This is a genomic window from Azospirillum sp. 11R-A (assembly GCF_049472615.1).
Lineage (GTDB): Bacteria > Pseudomonadota > Alphaproteobacteria > Azospirillales > Azospirillaceae > Azospirillum > Azospirillum palustre.
Genome location: NZ_JBCEBL010000015.1, coordinates 25,139 through 46,738, shown reverse-complemented (window position 1 = coordinate 46,738; position 21,600 = coordinate 25,139). Strand labels below are relative to the sequence as shown.

The following is a 21,600-nucleotide window of genomic DNA, read 5'->3' as shown; positions in this document are numbered from 1 at the left end:
CGCCTCAGCCCTTCTTCTTGGTGTTGGCGCCGTCGAACGGCTTCAGCGATCCCATTTCCTCGGCACAGGAGCCGGCCTTCACCAGTTTCCAGTCGCCGCCGTCGAAGGTCAGGTTGCTGTTGCCGGCGCAGGAATGCAGGCCCTTGGCATGGGCGCAGCCATTCTCGCCCGGCTTGGAGATGCCATAGCATTTCTCCATGTTGGACTGCGCGGCGGCCGGGCCGGCCATCAGGGCCATGGCACCGGTAAGCGCGCCGGCCAGGGCGCCGGCGATCGGGAGCAGGGCCAACGTCTTCGCGGGGGTCTTGGTGGCGGTCATGGTCGTGTTCCTCCGTTGCGGGATGACTGGGGTTTTGGAAAGGCTGGCGCCGGTCAGGACGCCGGGACGCGGTCGTGCAGCAGATCGACGAGCGCCTGCGGCTCCGGGCGTTGGGTGAAGTCGGCGTCGATGGCGGCGAAGCGCACGACGCCGCTTGGCGACAGCAGGTAGGTCGCCGGGATCGGCAGCTGCCAGGGCTCTCCGGGCGGGCGGCCCTGGCGGGCGTTGAGGTCGAGGCCGCGGTCGCGGTAGAGATCGCGCAGCTCGTCCGGCACACGGAAGACGAGGCCGTAGCTGCGGGCCACCATCGCCCCCTGGTCGGACAGGATGTCGAAATCCAGCGCGTTGCGCTCCGCCAGCGTCAGGCTGTGGTCGGGCAATTCGGGCGACACCGCCACCAGCCGGGCGCCCCCGGCGGTCAATTGCGGCAGCGCCAGCTGCATGGCCCTGAGCTGGGCGCAACAATAGGGACACCACTCGCCGCGATAGAACAGCAGGATGACCGGCCCCCGTTCCAGCGTCTCGTAGAGGGAGACCGTGCGGCCCAAATGGTTCGGCAGGGCGAAGTCGGGAGCCTGAAGTCCGGGGCGCAACGCCCCCAGCTCGACCCCGCGCGCCTTCAGATCGGCAATGACCCGGTCCATCATCGCCATCACCCGCGGTGGCAGGGTCTTGCCGGCCTGCGCCCGGATGTTGCGGAGTTGGCGTTGAAGGCGCATTGGGCAATTCCCTGCCGGCGTGTCCGTTGCTCCGATCCTGTCAAAAGCCGGACTTGTGAAACATATGGGGACACGCACAATATCTTTGCGCAGAACGCAAGAATGCGCACGGGCCTAATGGACGCGGAGGACGCATGGACCGGCTGGATGATCTGACGGTGCTGGTCGAGGTGGTGGACAGCGGCAGCCTGTCTGCGGCGGCGGAGCGGCTGGGTCTCTCCGCGTCGGCGATCAGCCGGCGCATCGCCCAGATGGAGAACCGGCTGGGCACCCGCCTGCTGGCGCGCACGACGCGGCGGATCGCGCTGACCGACGCCGGCGCCACCTTCTGCCTGCGGGCCCGCGCCATCCTGGCGGCGTTGGACGAAGCGGAACAGTCGCTGACCGAGATGGGTGAGGAGCCGCGCGGCACCTTGCGCATCACCATGCCGGTGCTGTTCGGGCAGATGCGGGTGGCGCCGCTGCTGGCCTCCTATCTGCGCCGTTACCCCGGCGTGTCGCTGGAGGTCAGCCTGAACGACCGCGTGCAGCGGCTGGTCGAGGAGGGGTTCGATCTGGCGATCCGCGCCGGACGGCTGGCCGACTCCAGCCTGATCGCCCGCCGGCTGCGGCCGTTGCGCCGCCATGTGGTGGCCAGTCCGGACTATCTGGAGCGGCGTGGCGTACCGCAGTCGCCGGCCGATCTCGTCCGTCATGAGTGCCTGACGCTGCTGTCGGGTTCCGGACGGACGGAATGGGAATTCATGGCCGGCGACCGGCGCGAGATCCTGCGGCCGTCCGGCAGTTTCCAGGCCGACAGCCTGTGGCTGCTGCGCCATGCCGCGGTGGGCGGGCTGGGGCTGGCGCGGCTGGCCGACTTCATCGTCGAGGAGGACATCCGCGCCGGCCGCCTCGTCCCGCTCCTGTCCGAACTGGAGGTGACGGACGAGGCCATCCATGTCGTCTACCCGGCGACCCGCCACGTCTCGCCGAAGGTGCGCAGCTTCATCGAGCATCTGCTCACCGGATTGAACAAACCGGAATCAGCCGACCCGATCGACACCTCCGGCGCTTGAGACTGCGACAGGCCGGGTTTCCCAGAGAGAATCATGTCAGCTCCGTATGGATCGATTGTGGGAATGGGACCTGTCGGATGGGGACAGGAACAGCGCTGTGCCTTGCGTCGGGCGACGGCGGGCTTGCTCCACTCGTTGCCCTTCATGAAGGCGTCGAGCGGCGTGTGGGTGATGTGGTTGGTGTAGTTGCTCATCACCTTGGTGGCGACGCCGAGCACTACCTCCAGCACGTTGCGGCGGGTGAAGCCGGCCGCCAGGAAGGCATCGACGTCCGCGTCGGCGACCCAGCCGCGATTGCGCACCACCAGCGTGGCGAAGCGGTGCAGCGCCTCCAGCCGGGTATCGGGCAGTTCGCTGCCGGCGCGCAGCGCGGCGATCACGTCCTCGCCCATCTTCTGCATCCGGGCGAGCGTGGTGTGGCCGGCCATGCAGTAGTGGCACTCGTTCTCGAAATTGGCGGTCAGATAGACGACCTGCTGCTCATACGTGGTGAGCGTGGTCCTGGAGAACAGGTCCCACAGCGCCGTGTAGCCGGCCAGCAGTTCCGGCGATTCCGCCATATAGGACTGCAGGTTGGGCACGAAGCCGAAAGCGGCCTTCACGCTCTCGAAAATCGGCTTTGCGGCATCCGGGGCGGTGTCGAGGGTGTGGCTGGTGAACTGGGTCATGGTGACGGTTCCTTGTTCCGACGGGACGGACCCTGACCCATTGCGGGGGCGGCGCGTAGGCGGGCCGCGCGACTAATGCCTATGCCTCCTGGGAATGATCCTGCTGGGAATGACCTCCACACAAGTCCGCTTCCTCCGCCGGCGCCCCTTCGCCGTTCACGATGCCGGCGACGAACTCCGCGAAGGCGCGCGCCTTGGTGCTGGCCAGCCGGCCGGTGGGGAACACCGCCCACAAATCGATCGGCGGCAGCGTCCAGTCTTCCAGCACGCGCCGCACCGACCCGTCGGCCAGCTCGGGACCGAACATCCAGTCGGACGCGACCGCCAGCCCCAGATCGGCCAGAACCGCTGCCCGGATCCCTTCCGCCGCGCTGACCCGTAGGCGGCCGCGCACCACGACCGACGCTTCGGTCCCGCCCTGCCGGAATGCCCAGCCGTTGCTGAGCTGGCTATAGACCACCGCATCATGATCGGCGAGGTCGGCCGGAGTCCGCGGCACGCCTTCCAATCGCTCGGAGCAAACCTGCTCGCCATTTCGCCACAGACTGCCCCGAACAGCCGCAAGTCGGTGCGCCAGAACGCGCTCGGCTTCCCGATCCTCTCGGATCCGCACAACGACGTCGCCGCCGCGTTCGGCCTGCGCTTTGCGCTGCCCGATTATCTGGTCGAACTCTACAAGGGGCTGAAGAACGACCTGCCGGCGTTCAACGGCGACCCGAGCTGGACCCTGCCGATGCCGGCCCGCTTCGTCATCGGCCAGGATGGCACGATCCTCTACGCCGAGGTCAATCCGGACTACACCCGCCGCCCCGAACCCGAGGACATGCTGCCGGCCCTGCGCGGCGCCAGCCGGACGGCGGCCGCCTGATCTCCGGCGATCACAACCTCGTCCTTTAGAGTGTGATCGGTTCAAGCGGAATCGCTTGAAGCGTGAATCACACGGAAAACCAAAAGGTTAGAGTCTGTCTGGTGCTTCAATAAGCATCAGACAGACTCTAAGCGACGAACCAAGCCGTGTGCCTGCGCAGAACCGCCGGTGCGGTTCACCATTTCAGGAACCGGCGTCCGGCGAGACAGCCCGCAACCCCCATGACGAGGATGGCGGCGGAATACCAAGCCGCCACGAAAAGCGGGCTGTCGTCGGGGCAATGCAACGCGTAGAAGGTGGCCGCGATGCCGCCCGCTGCCAGACCGGCGAACCCGCCCGCCAGCGCCGGCCGCTCCGGAGCGCCCCGCCGCATCACGCCGATCAGGAGGGCAAGCGGCCCAATGGCCATCAGAGGGATCAGGCTCAGGCAGAAGCCGGCGTTGGCGCCGACGAGGCGCGACTGCCAAAGGGTCGCCGGAACCTGATGAAGCTCCAGCGCGACCGCAGCCGCCAGGAGGACCGGAACGGCGCCAAGCACCAGCCGCCAACCGCCAGCCGCCATTCCCGGCCGGCTCAGGCGCAGGGCGACGCCCAGGGCACCCAGGGCCAACGGCATCGTCGCGACAAACTTGAACAGGAAACGTGCGCTCTCCGCCGCCCGTCCGATGTCCGGCCGGATCCCGATCACGGCGAGGAAGACGCCGCCGGCAACGAGAATGCTCAGCAGGGTCGCCGTCAGGAAGGCCGTACCGAAGCCGAAACGCGGCGGCGGGTCGAGCGCCAGCCGGTCGATCAAATCCTCCGTCCTCATGTCGACTGGATCCGGCACAGCTGCGCCAGGGACTTCAGCGCCCGGTGCAGCGCGACGCGCACTGCGCCCTCGGTCATCTTGAAGCGGTTGGCCGTTTCGCGGATGCTGTCGCCATCGATAGAGATCGAGCGGACGATGTCCTGCTGGCGCCGCTTCAGGGTGGCCAGATGGCTGTCGATGTCCAGCTGCGCCAAGCCCCCGGCCTGCTCCTCGGCCGCTAACGTGTCCATGACGTCCTCAATCGGCACATTCGTCCGCCGGCCCCTCCGGCGCAGCGCATCGATGATCTTATTGCGGACGATCGCCCCAATCCAGGGACCGATCGGCCGTGACGAATCCCAACTCCCACGCTTGAGATGGATCGCCAGCAGAACCTCCTGCACGATGTCCTCGGTCTCGCTGTCCGGCGCCCCCAATGCCCGGCAGCGCGACCGCGCCATCGCCCGCAGATGCGGAGTGATGCAGAGCAGGAACTGGCGGTAGGCACCGGAATCGCCTGCCAGCGCCATACGCATCAGGTCCGCCCATTCCTGCTCCAATCCCTGGTTCCACATGCTCGTCCCCCGGTCCGGATGCGATGGCGGTCAGGCCGAGGCTTCATTGTATTGCACCCGATCCGAATCGCGAAATCACCGTCGGTCACAAAGGCGTGATCGGCAGAAAGCCGGCCTGCGCGCTCGTACGGCTTTCAGCTTCCGGTTTCCGTGTGTTTTTGCCAACGCAGGCTTTGTAACGAACCCGTGCTTCGCGGCGTAAGGACCTGAAGGGGGATACTCCCGGCCTCGATGGACCGGTCTCCCCGCCCCAGGGAACGCGGAGATCGGGAATGCCGACCGGACACATTGATGGCGCACGGCGCAACGGGGGGCGCCCGTCCTCAACGGCGGGAGATGGCGATGCGGATGATGTCGTCGTCGGCGATCACGGCGCCGTCCGCCTCTTTCCAGCTGGGAAGCGAGGGGAAATCCTTCCTGGGAATGTCCAGGACATTCAGGTGCCGCGCGAGGATCGCCACCGTCTCGATGGGGATGCCGACCAGACGCCCGCCGTGGCCGAACCAGTCGTCGCACCGCGACACCAGCACGATCCTGCCGTTCGGCATCCGAACCACCTCCGTCACATGGCCAAGCGTACGATCGTCCTCGTCGAGCAGGGGAAGTCCCCGCAGATCGCCGACCCGGACTTTCTGCGGGAAGCGCCGCTTCATCCGCTCCTCCGGCGTCGAGCTGTCCGTCTCCGGCTGCATCTGGGTGTGGGCTCCTCCCTCCGCTCGCTTGGGCTTGGCATCGTCGGCATGGGCCGGGCTTCGGATCGGGCCCAGAGTCATCGCAGCGAGAAAAAGGACAGCCATGGCGGATCGCATGATGATGCCTCATGGAAAACTGGAAGATTTGAACAAAGAAATAGATCATCCAACGATCTACGTCAATATTCGACGTAGAATATAAATATCTTCCAAATAAATAAGGAGATAACCGAAAATGAAATCTTCAAGAATCATGCATCCGCTTGTGGTCAGGCTGATGCATTGGACGAACGCGGCGGCGATGATCGTCATGATCATGAGCGGATGGAAGATCTACAACGACGAGGTTCTGTTCGGCTTTCTGCATTTCCCCGAGGAGATCGTGCTCGGCATATGGGCGCAGCACGCCCTGCAATGGCATTTCCTGGGCATGTGGATCCTGGTGCTGAACGGGCTCGCCTATCTGACCTACGGCATCCTGTCCGGCCGGTTCCGCCGGCTGTTTTTCCCGATATCTCCGCGTGAACTGGTCCGCGAGGCCGTGGCCGCCTTGAGATTCCGCCTCAAGCACGCCGACCTCACCCACTACAACGCCGTCCAGAAGAGTCTCTATGTCGGCGTGATCCTCGTGGTGGCGCTTCAGGTCGTTTCCGGCCTCGCCATCTGGAAGCCGGTGCAATTCTCTTTCCTCGTGACGCTCTTCTACGACTTCCAGGGGGCGCGTCTGGCCCATTTCGCCGGAATGACGGCCATCCTGCTGTTCGTCCTGGTCCATGTCTCGCTGGCGATCCTGGTGCCGCGGACCCTTCTCGGCATGCTGACCGGCGGACCGCGCCTCGATGCCGACCGGGAGACTCCGGTGACGCCCTCCCAAGCCTCGAACCCGTGACGGATGCCGACCATGCCTCTGCGCCGCCCCTTCACCTCGCTCTTCCGGCCGCAACGCGGACCGGACCGGAGCATCCTCGCCGAACACCGCGGACTCGTCGAGACGATCGACCGCCGCAAGCTGCTGCGCGGCACCCTCAGCCTCGGCGCCCTGACGATGCTGACCGGCTGCAACATCTCCGACCGCGATGCCGTCCAAACCGTTCTCCGGGCTGTGTCCGGCTTCAACGACGGGGTCCAGGCCCTGCTGTTCGATCCGAACAAGCTGGCACCGACCTATGCCGCGTCCCAGGTCGTGAAGCCGCCGCGCTTCAACGCCTATTACGAGATCGAGGACCTGAAGCCGGTCGACATCGACGGCTGGAACCTGGAGCTGAGCGGACTGATCGCCGACAAGCGGCCCTGGAGCCTGGAGCGGATCTACGCCCTGCCGGAACAGGAAGAAATCATCAAGCACATCTGCGTCGAGGGCTGGGATTACATCGGCCAGTGGTCGGGACCCAACCTCCGCGACTTCCTCACACGGGTGGGGGCGGACCTGACCGCCAGATACGTCGTCTTCCACGGGAACGACGATTACATGGAGAGCATCGACATGCCCTCGGCTCTGCACCCCCAGACCATCCTGGCCACCAGATACGCGGGCGAGCCGATCACCGATCCCTTCGGCTTTCCTCTGCGCCTGCGCACGGCGGTGAAGCTCGGCTTCAAGAACCCGAAATGGATCCGTGCCATCGAGGTCACCAACAGCTACTCACCCGGTTTCTGGGAGAAGCAGGGCTTCAACTGGTTCAGCGGGCTTTGACCATGCCGGAAGCCGGATAAATCGTGCCTTCGCTGTCCCTCGCCGCCCTCTGCATCGCGACCGGCCTTGTCCTGTGGATGGCCAGCGGCTACGCGCTCGCGCGGTCGCTGGCGTTCGACCGTGCCGTCGCCTTGGCGCTGGCGCCCGTCCTGGGCTGGGCGGTGCAGAACGCCCTGGCCCTGCTGCTCTCGCTCGTCGTCGGATTCTCGCCCGTTGCGACCGTCGGCGCCGTGGCCCTGATCTGTGCGGCCGGGCTCCTGCGGGGCCGTCGAGACGGCAGCGGGAGCGACCAAAGCATCCCGCCCCTCACCCTGTGGGTCTGTCTCGCCGCCGCGATCATGGCGGCCGGACCGGCGCTTGCGGTGCTGCCGAAATTCACCGGCGACGGCGTCGCCGTGGCGCCGGCACTCTTCGATCACGCGAAGATCGCGCTGATCGACCAGATCGTCCGGGAGGGCGTTCCGCCGGTCAACCCGGTCTATGGCGGGGCGGAGGCGCCGGCCGGGGTCGCCTACTACTATCTCTGGCAGTTCGGCGCCGCGCAGCTTGCCCAACTCACCGGCGCGACCGGCTGGGAGGCCGACGCGGCGGCAAGCTGGCTGACCGCCTTCTCGACCCTGCTGCTGATGGCCGGGCTCGCCTGTCACTTCAGCGGCAGCAGCCTCGCCCCCTTCCTCGCGATCGGCCTCAGCGGCCTTGGTTCGCTGCGGCCGGTCCTGGCCGCAATGGTCGGTGAGGAGACGCTTGAACACTGGCTGCAGCCTGCCACCGGGCTCGCCGGATGGCTGTTCCAGACAAGCTGGAGCCCGCACCATGTCCAGGCCGCGGGCTGCGTCGTGGTGGCGGTGATGACCATGGTCCGGCTCGCCCGGCAGCCCGGAGCGCTCACGACCGTCACCCTGGCGCTGCTGGCGGCGGCGGCCTACCAGAGTTCGATCTGGGTCGGCGGGGTGGTCTTCGCCCTGGCCGCCGCCGGATGCGCCCTTTTCCTGGCACGCTCCCGCCCGGCTCGCTCCCACCCGGCCGGCGGGGCGGGGACCTTCCTCCTGCTCGGCGGCATCGCGGCGGTCGTCGCCATCGCCATCGCCTCCCCGCTTCTGGTCGAGCAGTATCGCAGCGCCGTTGCCCGGGGTGGCGGCCGTCTCATCGCCATCGATCCCTTCGAAGTGCTGGGGCCTGCCCTGCCCCAACCGCTCGGCCGGGTGCTCGACGTGCCGGCCTACTGGCTGGTGCTGCTGGTCGTCGAGTTTCCGCTCGTCTATCTCGCGGGGGCCATCACGCTCGCGCGGATGGCGGCACGGCCGGACGCGCCGCCGGATGGCCCGCTCGTCCGCGCCCTCGCCATCCTGACGGCAGCCAGCCTCGGCACGGGCTGGCTGCTCGTCAGCACAACCGGTGTGAACAACGATCTCGGCTGGCGTGCCGTGCTGCCCGGTCTGATGGTGCTGACGGCCGCCGCCGCGGCCGGGCTGGCCCGCTGCATGGAGCGGCGGGCGGCGCTCCCTTTGGTCCTGGCGATGGCCGCCGCGACGGCGACGCTGCCCGACGGGCTGCGCCTCGCCACCGAGAATCTGGTGGGCAAGCCCTCCCCCTCGGCCGCCGCGTTCGCGCGGTCGCCGGCCCTGTGGCAGGCGGTCCGGCGCCATGCGCCGCCCGACGCCCGGGTCGCCAGCAACCCCGCCTTGTTCGCCGACATGACGCCCTGGCCGGTGAATTTGTCCTGGGCGCTGTTCGCCAACCGCCGATCCTGCTTCGCCGGGAACGAACTGGCCATCGCCTTCGCCGCCCTGTCGTCCGAGCGGCGGACGGCGGTCGCCGACCAGTTCCGACGGGTCTTCGCCGGTGACGGGACGCCGGACGACATCCGGGCACTCGCACGGACCCATCGCTGCGACGTGGTGGCGGTCACGGTCTTCGACGGCGCCTGGAGCCATGACCCCTTCGCCGCAAGCCCCTTCTACCGCCTCGCCGAAACCGAACCCGGCCTGTGGCGGATCTACAGTGCCGACCCCCGGATGGCAGGCAACTGAACACGGCCCCGAAATAAATCCGACCGGGCTGTAACGACGGGCCGCCAACCACCGTATCCCCCCATGAGCCATCCGTTTCGCCCCACGATCCCCCCCATCGGCGACCACCGGAGCAACATCCTGAGGCCCTCAATCTTGACGCCACGCACACCGATGCCACGCACGCTGACAGCGCGGGCCCTGGGCGCCGGCCGTTCCCTGGCCGCCTCGCTGACGCCGCCCATCGACGTGAGCGCCACCTACGTGCGCGACGCGGACAACGGCTACAGCTCCGGCCACGTCTACGGGCGCAAGGACAACGCGTCGGTCCAGCAGGCGGAGCGTCAGATCGCCGACCTGGAACACGCCCGCGAGGCGCTGCTCTTCGGCTCGGGCATGGCGGCCGCCACCACCCTGTTCCTGGCGGCGTCGCCCACCCACATCGTCGCTCCGCGGCACATGTATTGGGGGCTGCATGTCTGGCTCGCCGAGGCCCATCGCTACGGGCACGAGGTGACCTTCGCCGACATGGCCGACCTCGACGCCGTCGGCCGCGCCATCCGGCCGGGCCGCACCGGCATTGTCTGGATCGAAACGCCGAGCAACCCGCTCTGGACCGTCACCGACATCGCCGCCGTCGCCGAACTTGCGCACCGCGCGGGTGCGTTGGTCTGCGTCGATTCCACGGCTGTCACGCCCGTGCTGACCCGGCCGCTCGATTGCGGCGCCGACATCGTGATGCATTCCGCGACCAAATACCTCAACGGTCACTCCGATGTGGTCGCCGGCGCCCTCGCGGCCTCGGCCCCATCGGGTTTGTGGGACCGGATCGCGGCCATCCGCGACCAGCACGGCACGACGCCCGGTCCGTTCGACGCCTGGCTCTTGATGCGCGGCCTGCGGACGCTCGACCTGCGGGTGCGCGAGCAGAGCCGCAGCGCCGCGACCCTGGCCGGCCGGCTGGCCAGCCATCCGGCGCTGTCCACCGTGCTCTATCCCGGCCTTGCCGACCATCCCGGCCACGCCATCGCCGCCCGCCAGATGTCCGGCGGCTTCGGCGGCATGCTGTCCATCCGCGTCAGGGGCGGGGCGGCGGCGGCGGTGAAGGTGGCGGCCAATGTCCATCTCTGGCGGCGGGCGACCTCCTTCGGCGGCATCGAAAGCCTCATCGAGCACCGGTCCTCGATCGAGGGCGAGGGATCGCCCTGCCCCGACGATCTGCTGCGCCTGTCGGTCGGGCTCGAAGACCCGGACGACCTGTTCGGCGACCTGGAGCAGGCGCTCGCCCCCATCAGCTGATCAGTCCTCCCTCATTCCGGCGGAGACCCGACCCATGACGACCATAGCGGTGGCCATCATCTGCAAGACGCCCAGCCCCGGCAAGTCCAAGACCCGGCTGTCGCCGCCCCTGCCGCCGGAGGACTGTGCCGAAATCTCCGGCTGCTTCATCGCCGATCTGGCCGCGACCATCGCCGGCCTGTCAGAGGGGGGCGACGCGCCCGGCTATGCGGTCTATACCCCGGCGGGCTCCGAAGAGGAGCTGCGGCACCTGCTTCCCGACGGATTCGGGCTGGTCCTCCAGGGCGAGGGGGATCTGGGCCGGCGGCTGGACCGGGGCATCACCGACCTTCTGGCGCAGGGCCATGCCGGCGCCATCCTCGTCAACTCCGACAGCCCGACCCTGCCGCGCCACATCCTCCGCGCCGCGGTCCAGGCGCTCAAGTCCGGCGACAACGCCGTCATCAGCCCGGCACTCGACGGCGGCTACACGCTCATCGGCCTGTCGCGGCCCCATCCCGGACTGTTCGTGGACATCCCCTGGAGCACCGACACGGTCTACAGCCTGACGCTTGAGCGGGCGCGCACGCTCGGCATTCCGGTGATCGCGCTCGACCCCTGGTACGACGTGGACGATGCCCGGTCCTACGCCATGCTGGAGGATGAACTCGACGGCCGGCCACCGCCCTTCTCCGCCGCGGGTTGGCCGATGCAGGAGGCGCCACGCACCCGCGCGTTCGTGCGACGCCGCCAGACGGCGATGGCGTCATGAGCAGCGCCCAGCCGCTTGAAACCGTGGCCGTCGTCATCCCCTGCCTCGACGAGGAGGACTCCATCGCCGACGTGGTGCGGGAGGCGATGGCCGAGGGCGTCGGCGAGGTCATCGTCGTCGACAACGGTTCCACCGACCGGACCGCCGAGCGGGCCGCCGCGGCGGGCGCCCGTGTCGTGATCCAGCCGGTGCGCGGCTACGGCCGCGCCTGCGCCGCCGGGCTGGCCGCCGTCCGGCCCGGAACGGAGATCGTCTGTTTCCTCGACGGCGACGGCAGCGACGTGCCCGGCTTCATCCCGCAGGTCATCCGGCCGGTCGCCGACGGCGAGGCGGACTTCGTCATGGGCTCGCGCCTGCGCGGGCGACGCGAGCGCGGCTCGATGACGCCGCAGCAGATCGTGGCGGGATGGATCGCCGGGGCGCTGCTGCGGCTGACCTACCGGGTCCGTTTCACCGACATGTCGCCCTTGCGCGCGATGCGGGTCGACCGCCTGCGCGCGCTGGGCATGACCGAGGAAACCTACGGCTGGAACCTGGAGATGCAGATGCGGGCGGCGGCCGGCCTGCGTTGCCGGGAGATCCCGGTCGATCACCGCTGCCGGCGCGGCGGCCGGTCGAAGGTGTCCGGCAACCTCGCCGCCAGCCTGTCCGCCGCCTGGAAGATCGGGACCACCTTCCTCCGCCTTGCATGGCGGCAGCCCGACAACGCCAAGCCCGTGAACGCCAAGCCCGCCGACGCCGGAGGCCGGCCGACGCAGACCATGGTTCGGAGGTAAAGACATGCGCGTTCTCCTCACTGGCGGGGCCGGTTTCATCGGCGGGCATGTGCTGGCCGAGCTTCTGCGCCGGGACCACGAGGTGCGTGTCCTGGACTCGCTGCGTCCCGACGTGCACCCCACCCCAACGGCCTGGGCCGCGCCGGCTGGCGTCGAGGCGCTGATCGGCGACGTGCGGGACGCCGCGATTCTCGACCGGGCCGTCGCCGGCGTCGACACCGTTATCCATCTCGCCGCCAAGGTCGGGCTGGGCGTCGCCATCGGCGACATGCCCGACTACGCCTCCTCCAACGAGGTCGGCACGGCCGAGCTTCTGGTGGCGATGGCCCGCGCCGGCGTATCCCGTCTGACGCTCGCCAGTTCGATGGTGGTCTATGGCGAGGGCTTCGGCCATTGTGCCGAGCATGGACGGGTCCGGCCGGCGCCGCGGCTGGAAAGCGCGCTGGTGCAGCAGCGGTTCGAACCGCCCTGCCCGCTCTGCGGCCAACCGCTCGAAAACCTGCTGGTCGCCGAGGACACGCCGTTCGACCCGCGCAACGCCTACGCCACCAGCAAGGCGGCGCAGGAATTCTACGCCGCCAACTGGGCGCGGTCGACAGGCGGTACGGTCGCAATGATGCGCTATCACAACGTCTACGGGCCCGGCATGCCGCGCGACACCCCCTATGCCGGCGTCGCCTCCATCTTCACCTCCGCGCTGCGGCGCGGCGCGGCGCCGCGGGTCTTCGAGGATGGCCGGCAGAGACGGGACTTCGTGCATGTCCGCGACGTGGCCTCCGCCACCGTCACCGCCTGCGAAGGACAGACGGCCGGGGTCGCGGCCTACAATGTGGGATCCGGCACGCCACGCACGGTCGGCGACATGGCCGAGGCGCTGTCCAGGGCGCTGAACGGCCCGCCTCCCGTGGTGACGGGGCAGTACCGGTTGGGCGACGTGCGTCACATCACCGCCGATTCCTCGCGGCTGTGCAACCGCTTCGATTGGCGCCCGCGCATCGGGTTCGCCGAGGGCATGGCGGAACTCGCCCATCTCGACCCTGCGTCTCCCGGTACCATGGTGCGCCTCCCATGAGCCGCAGCATATTGCTCGGTCTGATCCTGACCAGCGTGACGCTCAACGCGTCCGCGCAGATTATGCTGCGGTGGGGCGCCCGGCAGGGATTCGGCGTAAGCGATCCATTGGGAACCGGAAGCCTTGCCGCTATGATCCGGCACCCGGCCATCCTCGGCGGGCTCGCCTGCTACGGCTTCAGTCTGCTCGTCTGGCTGCGGGTGCTGAGCAGGGCGGATGCGTCATTCGCCTATCCTTTTCTCGCATTCGGCTTCGCTCTCGTCGCCTTCGCCGGCTGGTGGGTGCTCGGCGAGCCGATGACCGTTCGCCGCTTGGTTGGAACGGCGATCATCGTGGCTGGGGTGATCGTACTCGCGGGGGAGTGATCGTTACCCGGAAAGCCATTTCTCGCCAACCGCCAACCGATTTTCGCACCGACGCCATCCCGGACGATCCGGTGATTGCACGGGCAGCGGGCTGCCATCCTGCTCTTTCCGTGTCTCCATCGGAGGCCCCGTCAACCGGTCGGCCGACAGGTTGACGGGGCCTCCGTTCCCGATGGGTCAGTGGCTGATCATCCACGGCCTTGCCGTCGGAAACCCCTTCGCCCCGTCGGAGGTACGCAGCACCGACCGCCCCTTTCCGCCGCCGCTTCCGCAGCCGCAGCCCGGGCCATGCTTATGCTTAGGCCCGACCTCGGACAGCAGGCTCGGCCGGTCGGCGCTGCGCTCGTTGGTGGCGTGTGCCGTCCTGGTCGCGGCGGAGACGGTGGAGAAGGCTGGCGTCCTGCGGATCACCCGCCGCGACGGCACCTCGCAGGAGGGGCAGGGCCGCGGCAGGCTGCTTTCCGCCATCGGCCGCATCTCGGTGAAGTCGCCGCAGGTCGGGCACTCGTAGTCGTACATCGGCATGGCGCCGCCTCCCCTTGCTTGGTTACACGCGGTCCGGCGCGACCGGCATGTCGACGTCGCCGCTGATGAACTTGGTCGGGCCGTCGGCGTTGGGCGTGATGTCGAAATCGAAGATCTGCGTCGGCAGGAACAGGGTGGCGCAGGCGTTGGGCACGTCGACCACGCCGCTGATGTGGCCCTGCACCGGGGCGGTGCCGAGGATCGAATAGGCCTGGGCGCCGGAATAGCCGAACTTCTTCAGGTATTCGATGGCATTCAGGCAGGCCTGACGGTAGGCGACATGGACGTCCAGGTAATGCTGCTCGCCCGCCTCGTCGACCGAGATGCCCTCGAAGATCAGGTAGTCGTTGTAGGTCGGGACGATCGGGCTCGGCTTGAAGATCGGATTCCTGATCCCGTACTTCGCCATGCCGTCCTTGATCAGGTTCACCTTCAGGTGCGCCCAGCCCGCCATCTCGATGGCGCCGCAGAAGGTGATCTCGCCGTCGCCCTGGCTGAAATGCAGGTCGCCCATCGACAGGCCGGCGCCCTTCACATAGACCGGGAAATAGATGCGCGAGCCGCGCGACAGATCCTTGATGTCGCAGTTGCCGCCATGCTCGCGCGGCGGCACGGTGCGGGCGCCCTCCGCCGCCGCCTTGTCGCGGGCGTCGCCCTTCAGCCGGCCCATATGGGCGGTCGGCGCATAGGGCGGGTTGGCGAGGCCGGGGACGCGGGTCGGGTTGGTGTCGATCAGCGCCTGCTCGCGCTTGTTCCACTTGGCCAGCAGGTCGTGCGACGGCAGGCAGCCGATCAGGCCGGGATGGATCAGCCCGGCGAAGCGCACGCCGGGGATGTGGCGCGACTTGGTGAACATGCCCTCGAAGTCCCAGATCGACTTCTGGGCCAGCGGGAAATGCTCGGTCAGGAAGCCGCCGCCGTTCTGTTTGGAGAAGAAGCCGTTGAAGCCCCACTGCTGCTGCGGGAAGGCGCCGATGTCCAGCAGGTCGACCACCAGCAGGTCGCCCGGCTCCGCCCCCTCGACCCCGACCGGGCCGGACAGGAAATGGACCTGGCTGAGGTCGACGTCGCGCACGTCGGCGGCATCGTCGTCGTTTTTGATCTGGCCGCCGGTCCAGTCGTAGCATTCCAGGATGAAGTCGTCGCCCGGCTTCACCGTCACCGCCATCGGGATGTCCGGATGCCAGCGGTTGTGGATCATGTCGTTCTCGTAGGGAGACTGCGACAGGTCGGCCTTGATCAGGGTGTCAGCCATGGTTTGCTCTTCCTTATCGATGGACTGATGGGTGACGGGGAAAGGCGGCAGGACGCGGAGTGCGGAACTCAGGCCGCCAGCTCCCGGAAGCCGTCCGGGAAGGGGTTCGGCTCGATGAGGTCCCGGGTCTCGAAGACCACGTCGAACTGGCCGTCGCGCCGGGCGCGGCCGATGCGGGTCCGGGTCCACAGGTGATGGTTCTCGTGGATGCGCAGGGGACCGGCCGGCGCTCCGGCGAACTCGATGCCGGGCGAGGCGGCGACGACGCGCGCCACGTCGAAGCTGCCGGCCTTCTCCACCGCCAGCTTCCACAGCCAGGGGCCGAGCCAGGCGTTGTGGGTGACGTCGCCGATGACGCTGTCCGCCCCCCACATCGCCTTGAAGGCGGCGACGAAGGCGCGGTTGGCCGGCAGCTCCAGGCTCTGGAAATATTTGGCGCAGGTGAAGGCCCCGGCGATGTTCTCGCCGCCGATGCCCATCATCTCGTCCTCGGTGACGCTGTTGGTCATCAGGATCTGACGGTCCAGCTCGATCCCGGCCGCCTTCAGCTGCTTGTAGAAGGCGACGTTGGAGCCGCCGACGACGATGGCGTAGATCACGTCGGGCTTGGCCGCCTTGATCCGTGCGACGATGGTCTCGAAACGGGTGTCGCCGAGTTCGGCATACTCCTCGCCGACGACGCGGCAGCCCTTGGCCTCGATGTGGCGGCGGGCGATGGCGTTGGAGGCGCGCGGCCAGATATAGTCGGACCCGATCAGGAAGAAGCTCTTCGCCCCCTTCTCGCGCATCACCCAGTCCAGCCCGGCCAGGATCTGCTGCGTCGCCTCCTGCCCGGTGTAGATGACGTGTTTCGACTGCTCCAGCCCCTCGTAGAAGGTCGGGTAGTAGAGCAGGCCGTCGTGCTTCTCCAGCACCGGCAGCACCTCCTTGCGCGAGGCGGAGGTCCAGCAGCCGAAGATCGCCGCCACCCTGTCCTGCGCCAGCAGCTTATCGGCGCGGGCGGCGAAGATCGGCCAGTCGCTGGCGCCGTCCTCCTGCGCGATCTCGATCCGCCGGCCCAGCACGCCGCCGGCCTCGTTGATCTGCTGGATCGCCAGCATCTCGGCCTGGATCGACCCGCCTTCGCTCAGCGCCATGGTGCCGGTGACGGAATGCAGGATGCCGACCTTCACCGCCTCGTCGGTGACGGCGATGCCGCTCCTGTTCACCGCGGCGGTGGCCGGTGCACCGGGCGCCAACCCCTGGGTGCGCCGCACCGTGGCCACCGCCATCCGCCCGGCAACCGAGGCGCGGCGGCGCAGCGCCGCTTGCAGGCTGACCTCCGCCAGGAAATTGTTGACCTCGCGGCTCAGCTCGTCGGCATGGCCGGCGACCTGGGAGGCGACGCCCAGCACCTGCCCGGCCGCCACGCCGGTGTCGGAGGCTGCCTCCGAGACGCCGGCGATGTTGGATGCCACGCTTTCGGTGCCGCGCGCCGCCTCCTGCACGTTGCGGGCGATCTCGCCGGTGGCCGCCCCCTGCTGTTCGACCGCGGCGGCGATGGCGGCGGCGATCTCGTTGATCTCGGCGATGGTGCCGGCGATGGAGCGGATGGCGGCCACCGCCTCGGCCGTCGCCGACTGGATGGCGCCGACCTGGGTGGCGATGTCCTCCGTCGCCCTGGCGGTCTGGTTGGCCAGCGTCTTGACCTCGCTGGCGACGACGGCGAAGCCCTTGCCGGCCTCCCCCGCCCGCGCCGCCTCGATGGTGGCGTTCAGCGCCAGCAGGTTGGTCTGGCCGGCGATGCCCTGGATCAGCCCGATCACCTGCCCAATCCGCCCGGCGCTGTCGGCCAGGCTCTGCACCACCGTGTCGGTGCGGCGGGTGTCGGCGACCGCCTTGCCGGCGATGGCGGCCGATGACGCCACCTGCCGGCCGATCTCCTGGATCGAGGCCGACAGCTCCTCCGTCGCCGTCGCCACGGTCTGGACGTTCATCGACGCCTGGGCCGAGGATTGCGACATCGCCGCCGACAGCCGGTTGCTGCGCCCGGCGGTCTCGCTCATCGCCGTGGCGGTGCCGGTCATCTCGGCGGCGGCCGACGAGACGGTCTGCACAAGCCGGCCGACCTTGCTCTCGAAGGCGCGGGTCAGCGCCTCCAGCCGGGCGGCGCGCTCCTCGGTCGCCTTGCGTTCGGCCTCGCGCTCCGCCTCCCGCGCGTCGCGCAGCTCCGCGGCGGCGGCGATGCGGTCGAGCGCGTCGGCAAGCTCCCGCACCGGGTCGCCGCCCGCGCCACCGCCTGTGCCACCGCCCGAACCGGACAGTGCCGCGGCGCGGGTGCCGAGCGAGCCGAGCGCAGCGTCCCGCCGGTGCGCGAAGGTAGCGGCGGCGGCGGCCAGCGCCGCGGAAACGACGAGGCCGGCGGTCGCCACGCCGGTCGAACCGGTCAGCGGCACCGCCATGGCGGACAACAGGGCGACCACGGCACAGGCGGTGGATGCGGACTTCGCGGGAGTCATGGCGCTTCCCTCTGCGGTGGAGAGGCGGGATGCGGAAAGGCGGAGGGACGGCAACCTGCCGGGCGGTCAGACCGACAGCAGCCGCGCGACCTTCGCCTCGTCGATGCGGTCGCGGCTGTCCTCGTGGACGATCTCGCCGTTCTCGATCACCAGCACGCGGTCGGCGATGTCGAGCGCGAAGCTCAGCACCTGCTCCGACACGACGATGCTCAACCCCTTCTCGTCGCGGATGCGGCGCAGGGTGCGGGCCATCTCGCGGATGATCGACGGCTGGATGCCTTCGGTCGGCTCGTCCAGCAGCAGGACTTTCGGCTTGGTCGCCAGGGCGCGCGCGATGGCGAGCTGCTGCTGCTGGCCGCCCGACAGGTTGCCGCCGCGCCGGCCCTTCATCTCCAGCAGCACCGGGAACAGCTCGTAGAGATCGCCCGGCACGCTGCGCCCGCCATGGACGGTCAGGCCGGTTTCGATGTTCTCCTGCACGGTCATCGCCGGGAAGATCATGCGGCCCTGCGGGACATAGGCGACGCCCTTCGCCACCCGCTCGTAGCTCTTGAGACCGGTGATCTCGGTCCCGCCGATGCGGACGGCGCCGGACCGGGCCGGCACGATCCCCATCAGCGACTTCATCAGCGTCGTCTTGCCCATGCCGTTGCGGCCCATGACGGCGACGATCTCGCCCGGCGCCACCGTGAAGTCCAGCCCGTGCAGAACCTCGCTCTCGCCGTAGGACACGCGCAGTTGATTGACGGACAGCATGTCGGTTCCTCCGGTCAATGGCCCAAATGACTCTGGCCCGAATGAATCAATGCCCGAGATAGACTTCGACGACCTTGGGGTCGTTCTTCACCCGCTCCATGCTGCCTTCCGACAGGATCTTCCCCTGGTGCAGCACGGTGACGCGGTGGGCGATGTCCTCGACGAACTTCATGTCGTGCTCGATCACCAGCACCGACCGGTTCTGGATGATCTTGTTGAGAAGCTCGGCGGTCTTCTTGCGCTCGTTGACGCTCATGCCGGCGACCGGCTCGTCCAGCATCAGCAGCTCGGGGTCCTGGATCAGCAGCATGCCGATCTCCAACCACTGCTTCTGGCCGTGGCTGAGATATTCGGCGCGCTGGTCGAGATGGTCGGCCAGGAAGATCATCTCGGCGATCTCGGCCACCCGCTCGCGCACCGCGGCGTCGCGCTTGAAGGCCAGCGCGCCGAACACGCTGCGGCCGCGGGGATAGGAGATTTCCAAATTCTCGAACACCGTCAGGTCGTCGTAGATCGACGGGTTCTGGAACTTCCGCCCGACCCCGGCGGTGACGATCTGGTGCTCCTTCATCGCCGTCAATTCCCGGTTGCGGAACTTGATGGAGCCGCCGGACGCCCTGGTCCGTCCGCAGATCAGGTCGAGCACCGTGGTCTTGCCGGCGCCGTTCGGGCCGATGATGACGTGGATCTCGTTGCTGTCGACGTAGAAGGACAGGTCGTTGACCGCCTTGAACCCGTCGAAGGAGACGGTCAGCCCTTCGACCGCCAGCAGGTAATCGGTGGGGTTCGCCATGGGATCCGTCCCTCCTCAGTCGGCGGCGGTGTGCGGCGGGATGATCGGCGCGCCGGCACCGGACCCCGTGCGGGGCAGGAGGCGACCGAGCCTGGGGGCGATGAACTGCTGGTAGAGCCCGGCCAGCCCGTTGGGGAACACCATCACCACGCCGATGAACAGGGCGCCCATGGCGAACAGCCACAGCTCCGGGAAACTCTCCGACAGCATCGTCTTGGCCCAGTTGACCAGCAGCGTGCCGTAGACCGCGCCCAGCAGCGACAGCCGGCCGCCGACCGCGCAGTAGATGACCATCTCGATGGAGGGCACGATGCCGACGAACGACGGCGACATGAAGCCGACCTGGAGCGTGAACATGGCGCCCCCCACCGCCGACAGCGCCGCCGCGAAGCAGAAGACGAAGATCTTGAAGTTGGCGACGTCGTAGCCGGAGAAGCGGACCCGGTCCTCCTTGTCGCGCAGCGCCACCAGGATGCGGCCCAGCTTGGAGCGGCGGACATAGAGGCAGAGCAGGATGCAGCCGATCAGCAAGGCGGCGTTGACGAAGTACAGCACCAGCTTCGCCTCGTCGGTGCGGATGTCCCAGCCCTTCAGCGTGCGGAGATCGGTGATGCCGTTGATGCCGCCGGTGTAGCCCTGCTGGCCGACGATCAGGATGGTCAGGATGGCGGCGAAGGCCTGGGTGATGATGGCGAAATAGACGCCGCCGACCCGCCGCTTGAACATCGCCAGCCCGACGATGAAGGCCAGCAGCGCCGGGACCGCCACCACCGCGACGGTGGCGAAGGTCAGGCTGTGGAACGGCTCCCAGAACCAGGGCAGCGCCTTCAGCTGGTTCCAGTCCATGAAGTCGGGGATGCCTGGGGTGGACTGGATCTTGGTCGCTTCCGGGCTGGAGGCCTCCAGCTTCAGGAACATCGCCATGCAATAGCCGCCGATGCCGAAGAAGATGCCCTGCCCCAGCGACAGGATGCCGGCGCTGCCCCAGCACAGCACGAGGCCGAGCGCCACGAAGGCGTAGGTCAGGTATTTGCCGACCATGTTCAGCCGGAAGATGTCGAGCCCCAGCGGCAGGACGACGATCAGCAGGGCGGCCAGCAGCAGGATGCCCGCGATGTCGCCGTCGATGCGCCCGAGAAGGCGGCCCCGAGGGAGACTGTGTGGGGTGCGCGTCATGGATATGCCTCCTCAGCGGCGGACTTTGAGGACGAACAGGCCCTGCGGGCGCAGCATCAGGATCACGACGACGGTCAGCAGGGTCAGAACCTTGGCGGTCGAACCGCTGAGGAAGAACTCCATCGTCGACTGCGCCTGGCTGATGGTGAAGGCAGATGCGATGGTGCCGATCAGGCTCTGGGCGCCGCCGAACACCACCACCAGGAAGGTGTCGACGATGTAGAGCTGGCCGGAGGTCGGCCCGGTGGAGCCCACCATGGTGAAGGCGCTGCCCGCCACCCCGGCGATGCCGCAGCCGAGACCGAAGGTGTAGCGGTCGACCTTCTCGGTGTTGATACCGACGGCGCCGGCCATCACCCGGTTCTGCATCACCGCCCGCACGCCCTGGCCCCAGCGCGAGCGGAACATCACGGCATAGATCACGACGGTGATGGTCATGGTCAGGCCCATGACGAACAGGCCGTTGATCGGCACCTCAATGGTGTCGGTGACGGCGACGGAGCCCATCAGCCAGTCGGGCAACACCACGCCGACCTCGCGCGCGCCGAAGACGGAGCGGAAGATCTGCTGGAGGATCAGGCTCAGCCCCCAGGTCGCCAGCAGCGTGTCGAGCGGCCGGCGGTAGAGGAAGCGGATCATCGCCCACTCCACCAGCATCCCCAGCGCCCCGCTGGCGAGGAAGGCCAGCGCCATGGCGATGAAGAAATAGGCCGGGAACAGCGCCGGCGCGGTGCTGGAGATGAAGTTGGAGCAGAGATAGGTCACGTAGGCGCCGAGGATCATGAACTCCCCGTGCGCCATGTTGATGACGCCCATCTGCCCGAAGATGATGGCGAGGCCCAGCGCCATCAGCACGAAAACGGAAAACAGGATGAGCCCCGCGAATCCCTGCATGGCAAAGATCGACCCGAGCTCGGCCAGGCTGTAGCCCTCGAACATGATGGGA

At 68.2% G+C, this 21,600-nt stretch carries 24 protein-coding genes; 10 read left to right on the top strand and 14 right to left on the bottom strand.

From position 1 onward, the window contains the following. Positions 1–4 precede the first annotated feature (4 nt). Both VH569_RS19955 and VH569_RS19950 read right to left on the bottom strand, forming a co-directional pair. The gene (locus VH569_RS19955) at positions 5–319 is read right to left on the bottom strand and encodes a DUF2282 domain-containing protein (protein WP_423317274.1); all 315 of its coding nucleotides are present in this window, start codon (positions 317–319) and stop codon (positions 5–7) included. A gap of 53 nt (positions 320–372) precedes the next feature. Continuing rightward, complete coding sequence (locus VH569_RS19950; RefSeq protein WP_423317273.1) at positions 373–1,038, bottom strand: peroxiredoxin-like family protein; 666 nt, start codon at positions 1,036–1,038, stop codon at positions 373–375. A 134-nt stretch (positions 1,039–1,172) separates the two neighbouring features. On the opposite strand from VH569_RS19950, the gene VH569_RS19945 reads away from it, so the two are divergent. After that, the gene (locus VH569_RS19945; RefSeq protein ID WP_423317271.1) at positions 1,173–2,093 is read left to right on the top strand and encodes a LysR family transcriptional regulator; all 921 of its coding nucleotides are present in this window, start codon (positions 1,173–1,175) and stop codon (positions 2,091–2,093) included. Here VH569_RS19945 and VH569_RS19940 read toward each other — a convergent pair. Together VH569_RS19940 and VH569_RS19935 are read right to left on the bottom strand one after the other, a co-directional pair. Continuing rightward, positions 1,982–2,761: a carboxymuconolactone decarboxylase family protein gene (locus tag VH569_RS19940; RefSeq protein WP_423317269.1), complete on the bottom strand. Its 780-nt coding sequence runs from the start codon at positions 2,759–2,761 to the stop codon at positions 1,982–1,984. The two genes, VH569_RS19945 and VH569_RS19940, sit on opposite strands and share 112 nt — an antisense overlap. Before the next feature lie 79 nt (positions 2,762–2,840). Beyond that, complete coding sequence (locus tag VH569_RS19935; protein ID WP_423317268.1) at positions 2,841–3,260, bottom strand: LysR substrate-binding domain-containing protein; 420 nt, start codon at positions 3,258–3,260, stop codon at positions 2,841–2,843. Here VH569_RS19935 and VH569_RS19930 point away from each other — a divergent pair. Next, entirely contained in the window at positions 3,228–3,629 is a 402-nt protein-coding gene (locus VH569_RS19930; RefSeq protein WP_423317266.1) for a peroxiredoxin-like family protein, read from the top strand. The two genes, VH569_RS19935 and VH569_RS19930, sit on opposite strands and share 33 nt — an antisense overlap. Before the next feature lie 175 nt (positions 3,630–3,804). Here the strand turns inward: VH569_RS19930 and VH569_RS19925 are convergent, their stop codons facing one another. The 3 genes from VH569_RS19925 to VH569_RS19915 form a co-directional block, all read right to left on the bottom strand. Further along, a complete protein-coding gene (locus VH569_RS19925; RefSeq protein ID WP_423317264.1) occupies positions 3,805–4,440 on the bottom strand; it encodes an NrsF family protein in 636 nt (211 codons plus the stop codon). Beyond that, the gene (locus tag VH569_RS19920; RefSeq protein WP_423317262.1) at positions 4,437–4,994 is read right to left on the bottom strand and encodes a sigma-70 family RNA polymerase sigma factor; all 558 of its coding nucleotides are present in this window, start codon (positions 4,992–4,994) and stop codon (positions 4,437–4,439) included. Before VH569_RS19920 ends, VH569_RS19925 begins: the two co-directional genes overlap by 4 nt. Positions 4,995–5,317: 323 nt before the next feature. Further along, on the bottom strand, positions 5,318–5,686 hold the full coding sequence (locus tag VH569_RS19915; RefSeq protein WP_423317261.1) for a PRC-barrel domain-containing protein: 369 nt from the start codon (positions 5,684–5,686) through the stop codon (positions 5,318–5,320). A gap of 235 nt (positions 5,687–5,921) precedes the next feature. Here VH569_RS19915 and VH569_RS19910 point away from each other — a divergent pair, with 235 nt between their 5' ends. From VH569_RS19910 to VH569_RS19875, 8 genes are all read left to right on the top strand, one after another. Continuing rightward, positions 5,922–6,575 (top strand): cytochrome b/b6 domain-containing protein, encoded by a 654-nt coding sequence (locus tag VH569_RS19910; RefSeq protein ID WP_423317259.1) that lies wholly within the window; start codon positions 5,922–5,924, stop codon positions 6,573–6,575. A gap of 12 nt (positions 6,576–6,587) precedes the next feature. Beyond that, positions 6,588–7,379: a molybdopterin-dependent oxidoreductase gene (locus VH569_RS19905; RefSeq protein WP_423317257.1), complete on the top strand. Its 792-nt coding sequence runs from the start codon at positions 6,588–6,590 to the stop codon at positions 7,377–7,379. A 23-nt stretch (positions 7,380–7,402) separates the two neighbouring features. Continuing rightward, positions 7,403–9,409, top strand: a complete 2,007-nt coding sequence (locus VH569_RS19900) for a hypothetical protein (RefSeq protein ID WP_423317256.1) — start codon at positions 7,403–7,405, stop codon at positions 9,407–9,409. A 135-nt stretch (positions 9,410–9,544) separates the two neighbouring features. Then, positions 9,545–10,687: a trans-sulfuration enzyme family protein gene (locus tag VH569_RS19895; protein WP_423317254.1), complete on the top strand. Its 1,143-nt coding sequence runs from the start codon at positions 9,545–9,547 to the stop codon at positions 10,685–10,687. A gap of 34 nt (positions 10,688–10,721) precedes the next feature. After that, positions 10,722–11,438 (top strand): TIGR04282 family arsenosugar biosynthesis glycosyltransferase, encoded by a 717-nt coding sequence (locus VH569_RS19890; protein ID WP_423317252.1) that lies wholly within the window; start codon positions 10,722–10,724, stop codon positions 11,436–11,438. Continuing rightward, positions 11,435–12,214 carry a glycosyltransferase family 2 protein gene (locus tag VH569_RS19885; protein ID WP_423317250.1) on the top strand — a complete coding sequence of 260 codons (780 nt, stop codon included), beginning with the start codon at positions 11,435–11,437 and terminating at the stop codon, positions 12,212–12,214. Before VH569_RS19890 ends, VH569_RS19885 begins: the two co-directional genes overlap by 4 nt. Positions 12,215–12,218: 4 nt before the next feature. Further along, a complete protein-coding gene (locus tag VH569_RS19880) occupies positions 12,219–13,286 on the top strand; it encodes an NAD-dependent epimerase/dehydratase family protein (RefSeq protein ID WP_423317249.1) in 1,068 nt (355 codons plus the stop codon). Next, positions 13,283–13,651: an EamA family transporter gene (locus VH569_RS19875; protein ID WP_423317247.1), complete on the top strand. Its 369-nt coding sequence runs from the start codon at positions 13,283–13,285 to the stop codon at positions 13,649–13,651. Before VH569_RS19880 ends, VH569_RS19875 begins: the two co-directional genes overlap by 4 nt. A gap of 177 nt (positions 13,652–13,828) precedes the next feature. Here VH569_RS19875 and VH569_RS19870 read toward each other — a convergent pair whose 3' ends face one another. The 7 genes from VH569_RS19870 to urtB all read right to left on the bottom strand — a co-directional run bounded on the left by VH569_RS19870 (position 13,829) and on the right by urtB (position 21,593). After that, positions 13,829–14,176, bottom strand: coding sequence for an FmdB family zinc ribbon protein (locus tag VH569_RS19870; RefSeq protein WP_423317245.1), 348 nt, complete (start codon positions 14,174–14,176; stop codon positions 13,829–13,831). 22 nt (positions 14,177–14,198) lie between these two features. Further along, entirely contained in the window at positions 14,199–15,431 is a 1,233-nt protein-coding gene (gene fmdA / locus VH569_RS19865; protein ID WP_423317243.1) for a formamidase, read from the bottom strand. A 68-nt stretch (positions 15,432–15,499) separates the two neighbouring features. Beyond that, complete coding sequence (gene urtA / locus VH569_RS19860; protein WP_423317241.1) at positions 15,500–17,929, bottom strand: urea ABC transporter substrate-binding protein; 2,430 nt, start codon at positions 17,927–17,929, stop codon at positions 15,500–15,502. Positions 17,930–17,995: 66 nt separating this feature from the next. Continuing rightward, positions 17,996–18,685: an urea ABC transporter ATP-binding subunit UrtE gene (gene urtE, locus VH569_RS19855; protein WP_109095587.1), complete on the bottom strand. Its 690-nt coding sequence runs from the start codon at positions 18,683–18,685 to the stop codon at positions 17,996–17,998. 46 nt (positions 18,686–18,731) lie between these two features. Then, complete coding sequence (urtD, locus tag VH569_RS19850) at positions 18,732–19,478, bottom strand: urea ABC transporter ATP-binding protein UrtD (RefSeq protein ID WP_423317239.1); 747 nt, start codon at positions 19,476–19,478, stop codon at positions 18,732–18,734. A 15-nt stretch (positions 19,479–19,493) separates the two neighbouring features. Continuing rightward, a complete protein-coding gene (urtC, locus tag VH569_RS19845) occupies positions 19,494–20,654 on the bottom strand; it encodes an urea ABC transporter permease subunit UrtC (protein WP_423317237.1) in 1,161 nt (386 codons plus the stop codon). A gap of 12 nt (positions 20,655–20,666) precedes the next feature. Beyond that, positions 20,667–21,593 (bottom strand): urea ABC transporter permease subunit UrtB, encoded by a 927-nt coding sequence (gene urtB / locus VH569_RS19840; RefSeq protein ID WP_109050810.1) that lies wholly within the window; start codon positions 21,591–21,593, stop codon positions 20,667–20,669. Between the last annotated feature and the right edge of the window lie 7 nt (positions 21,594–21,600).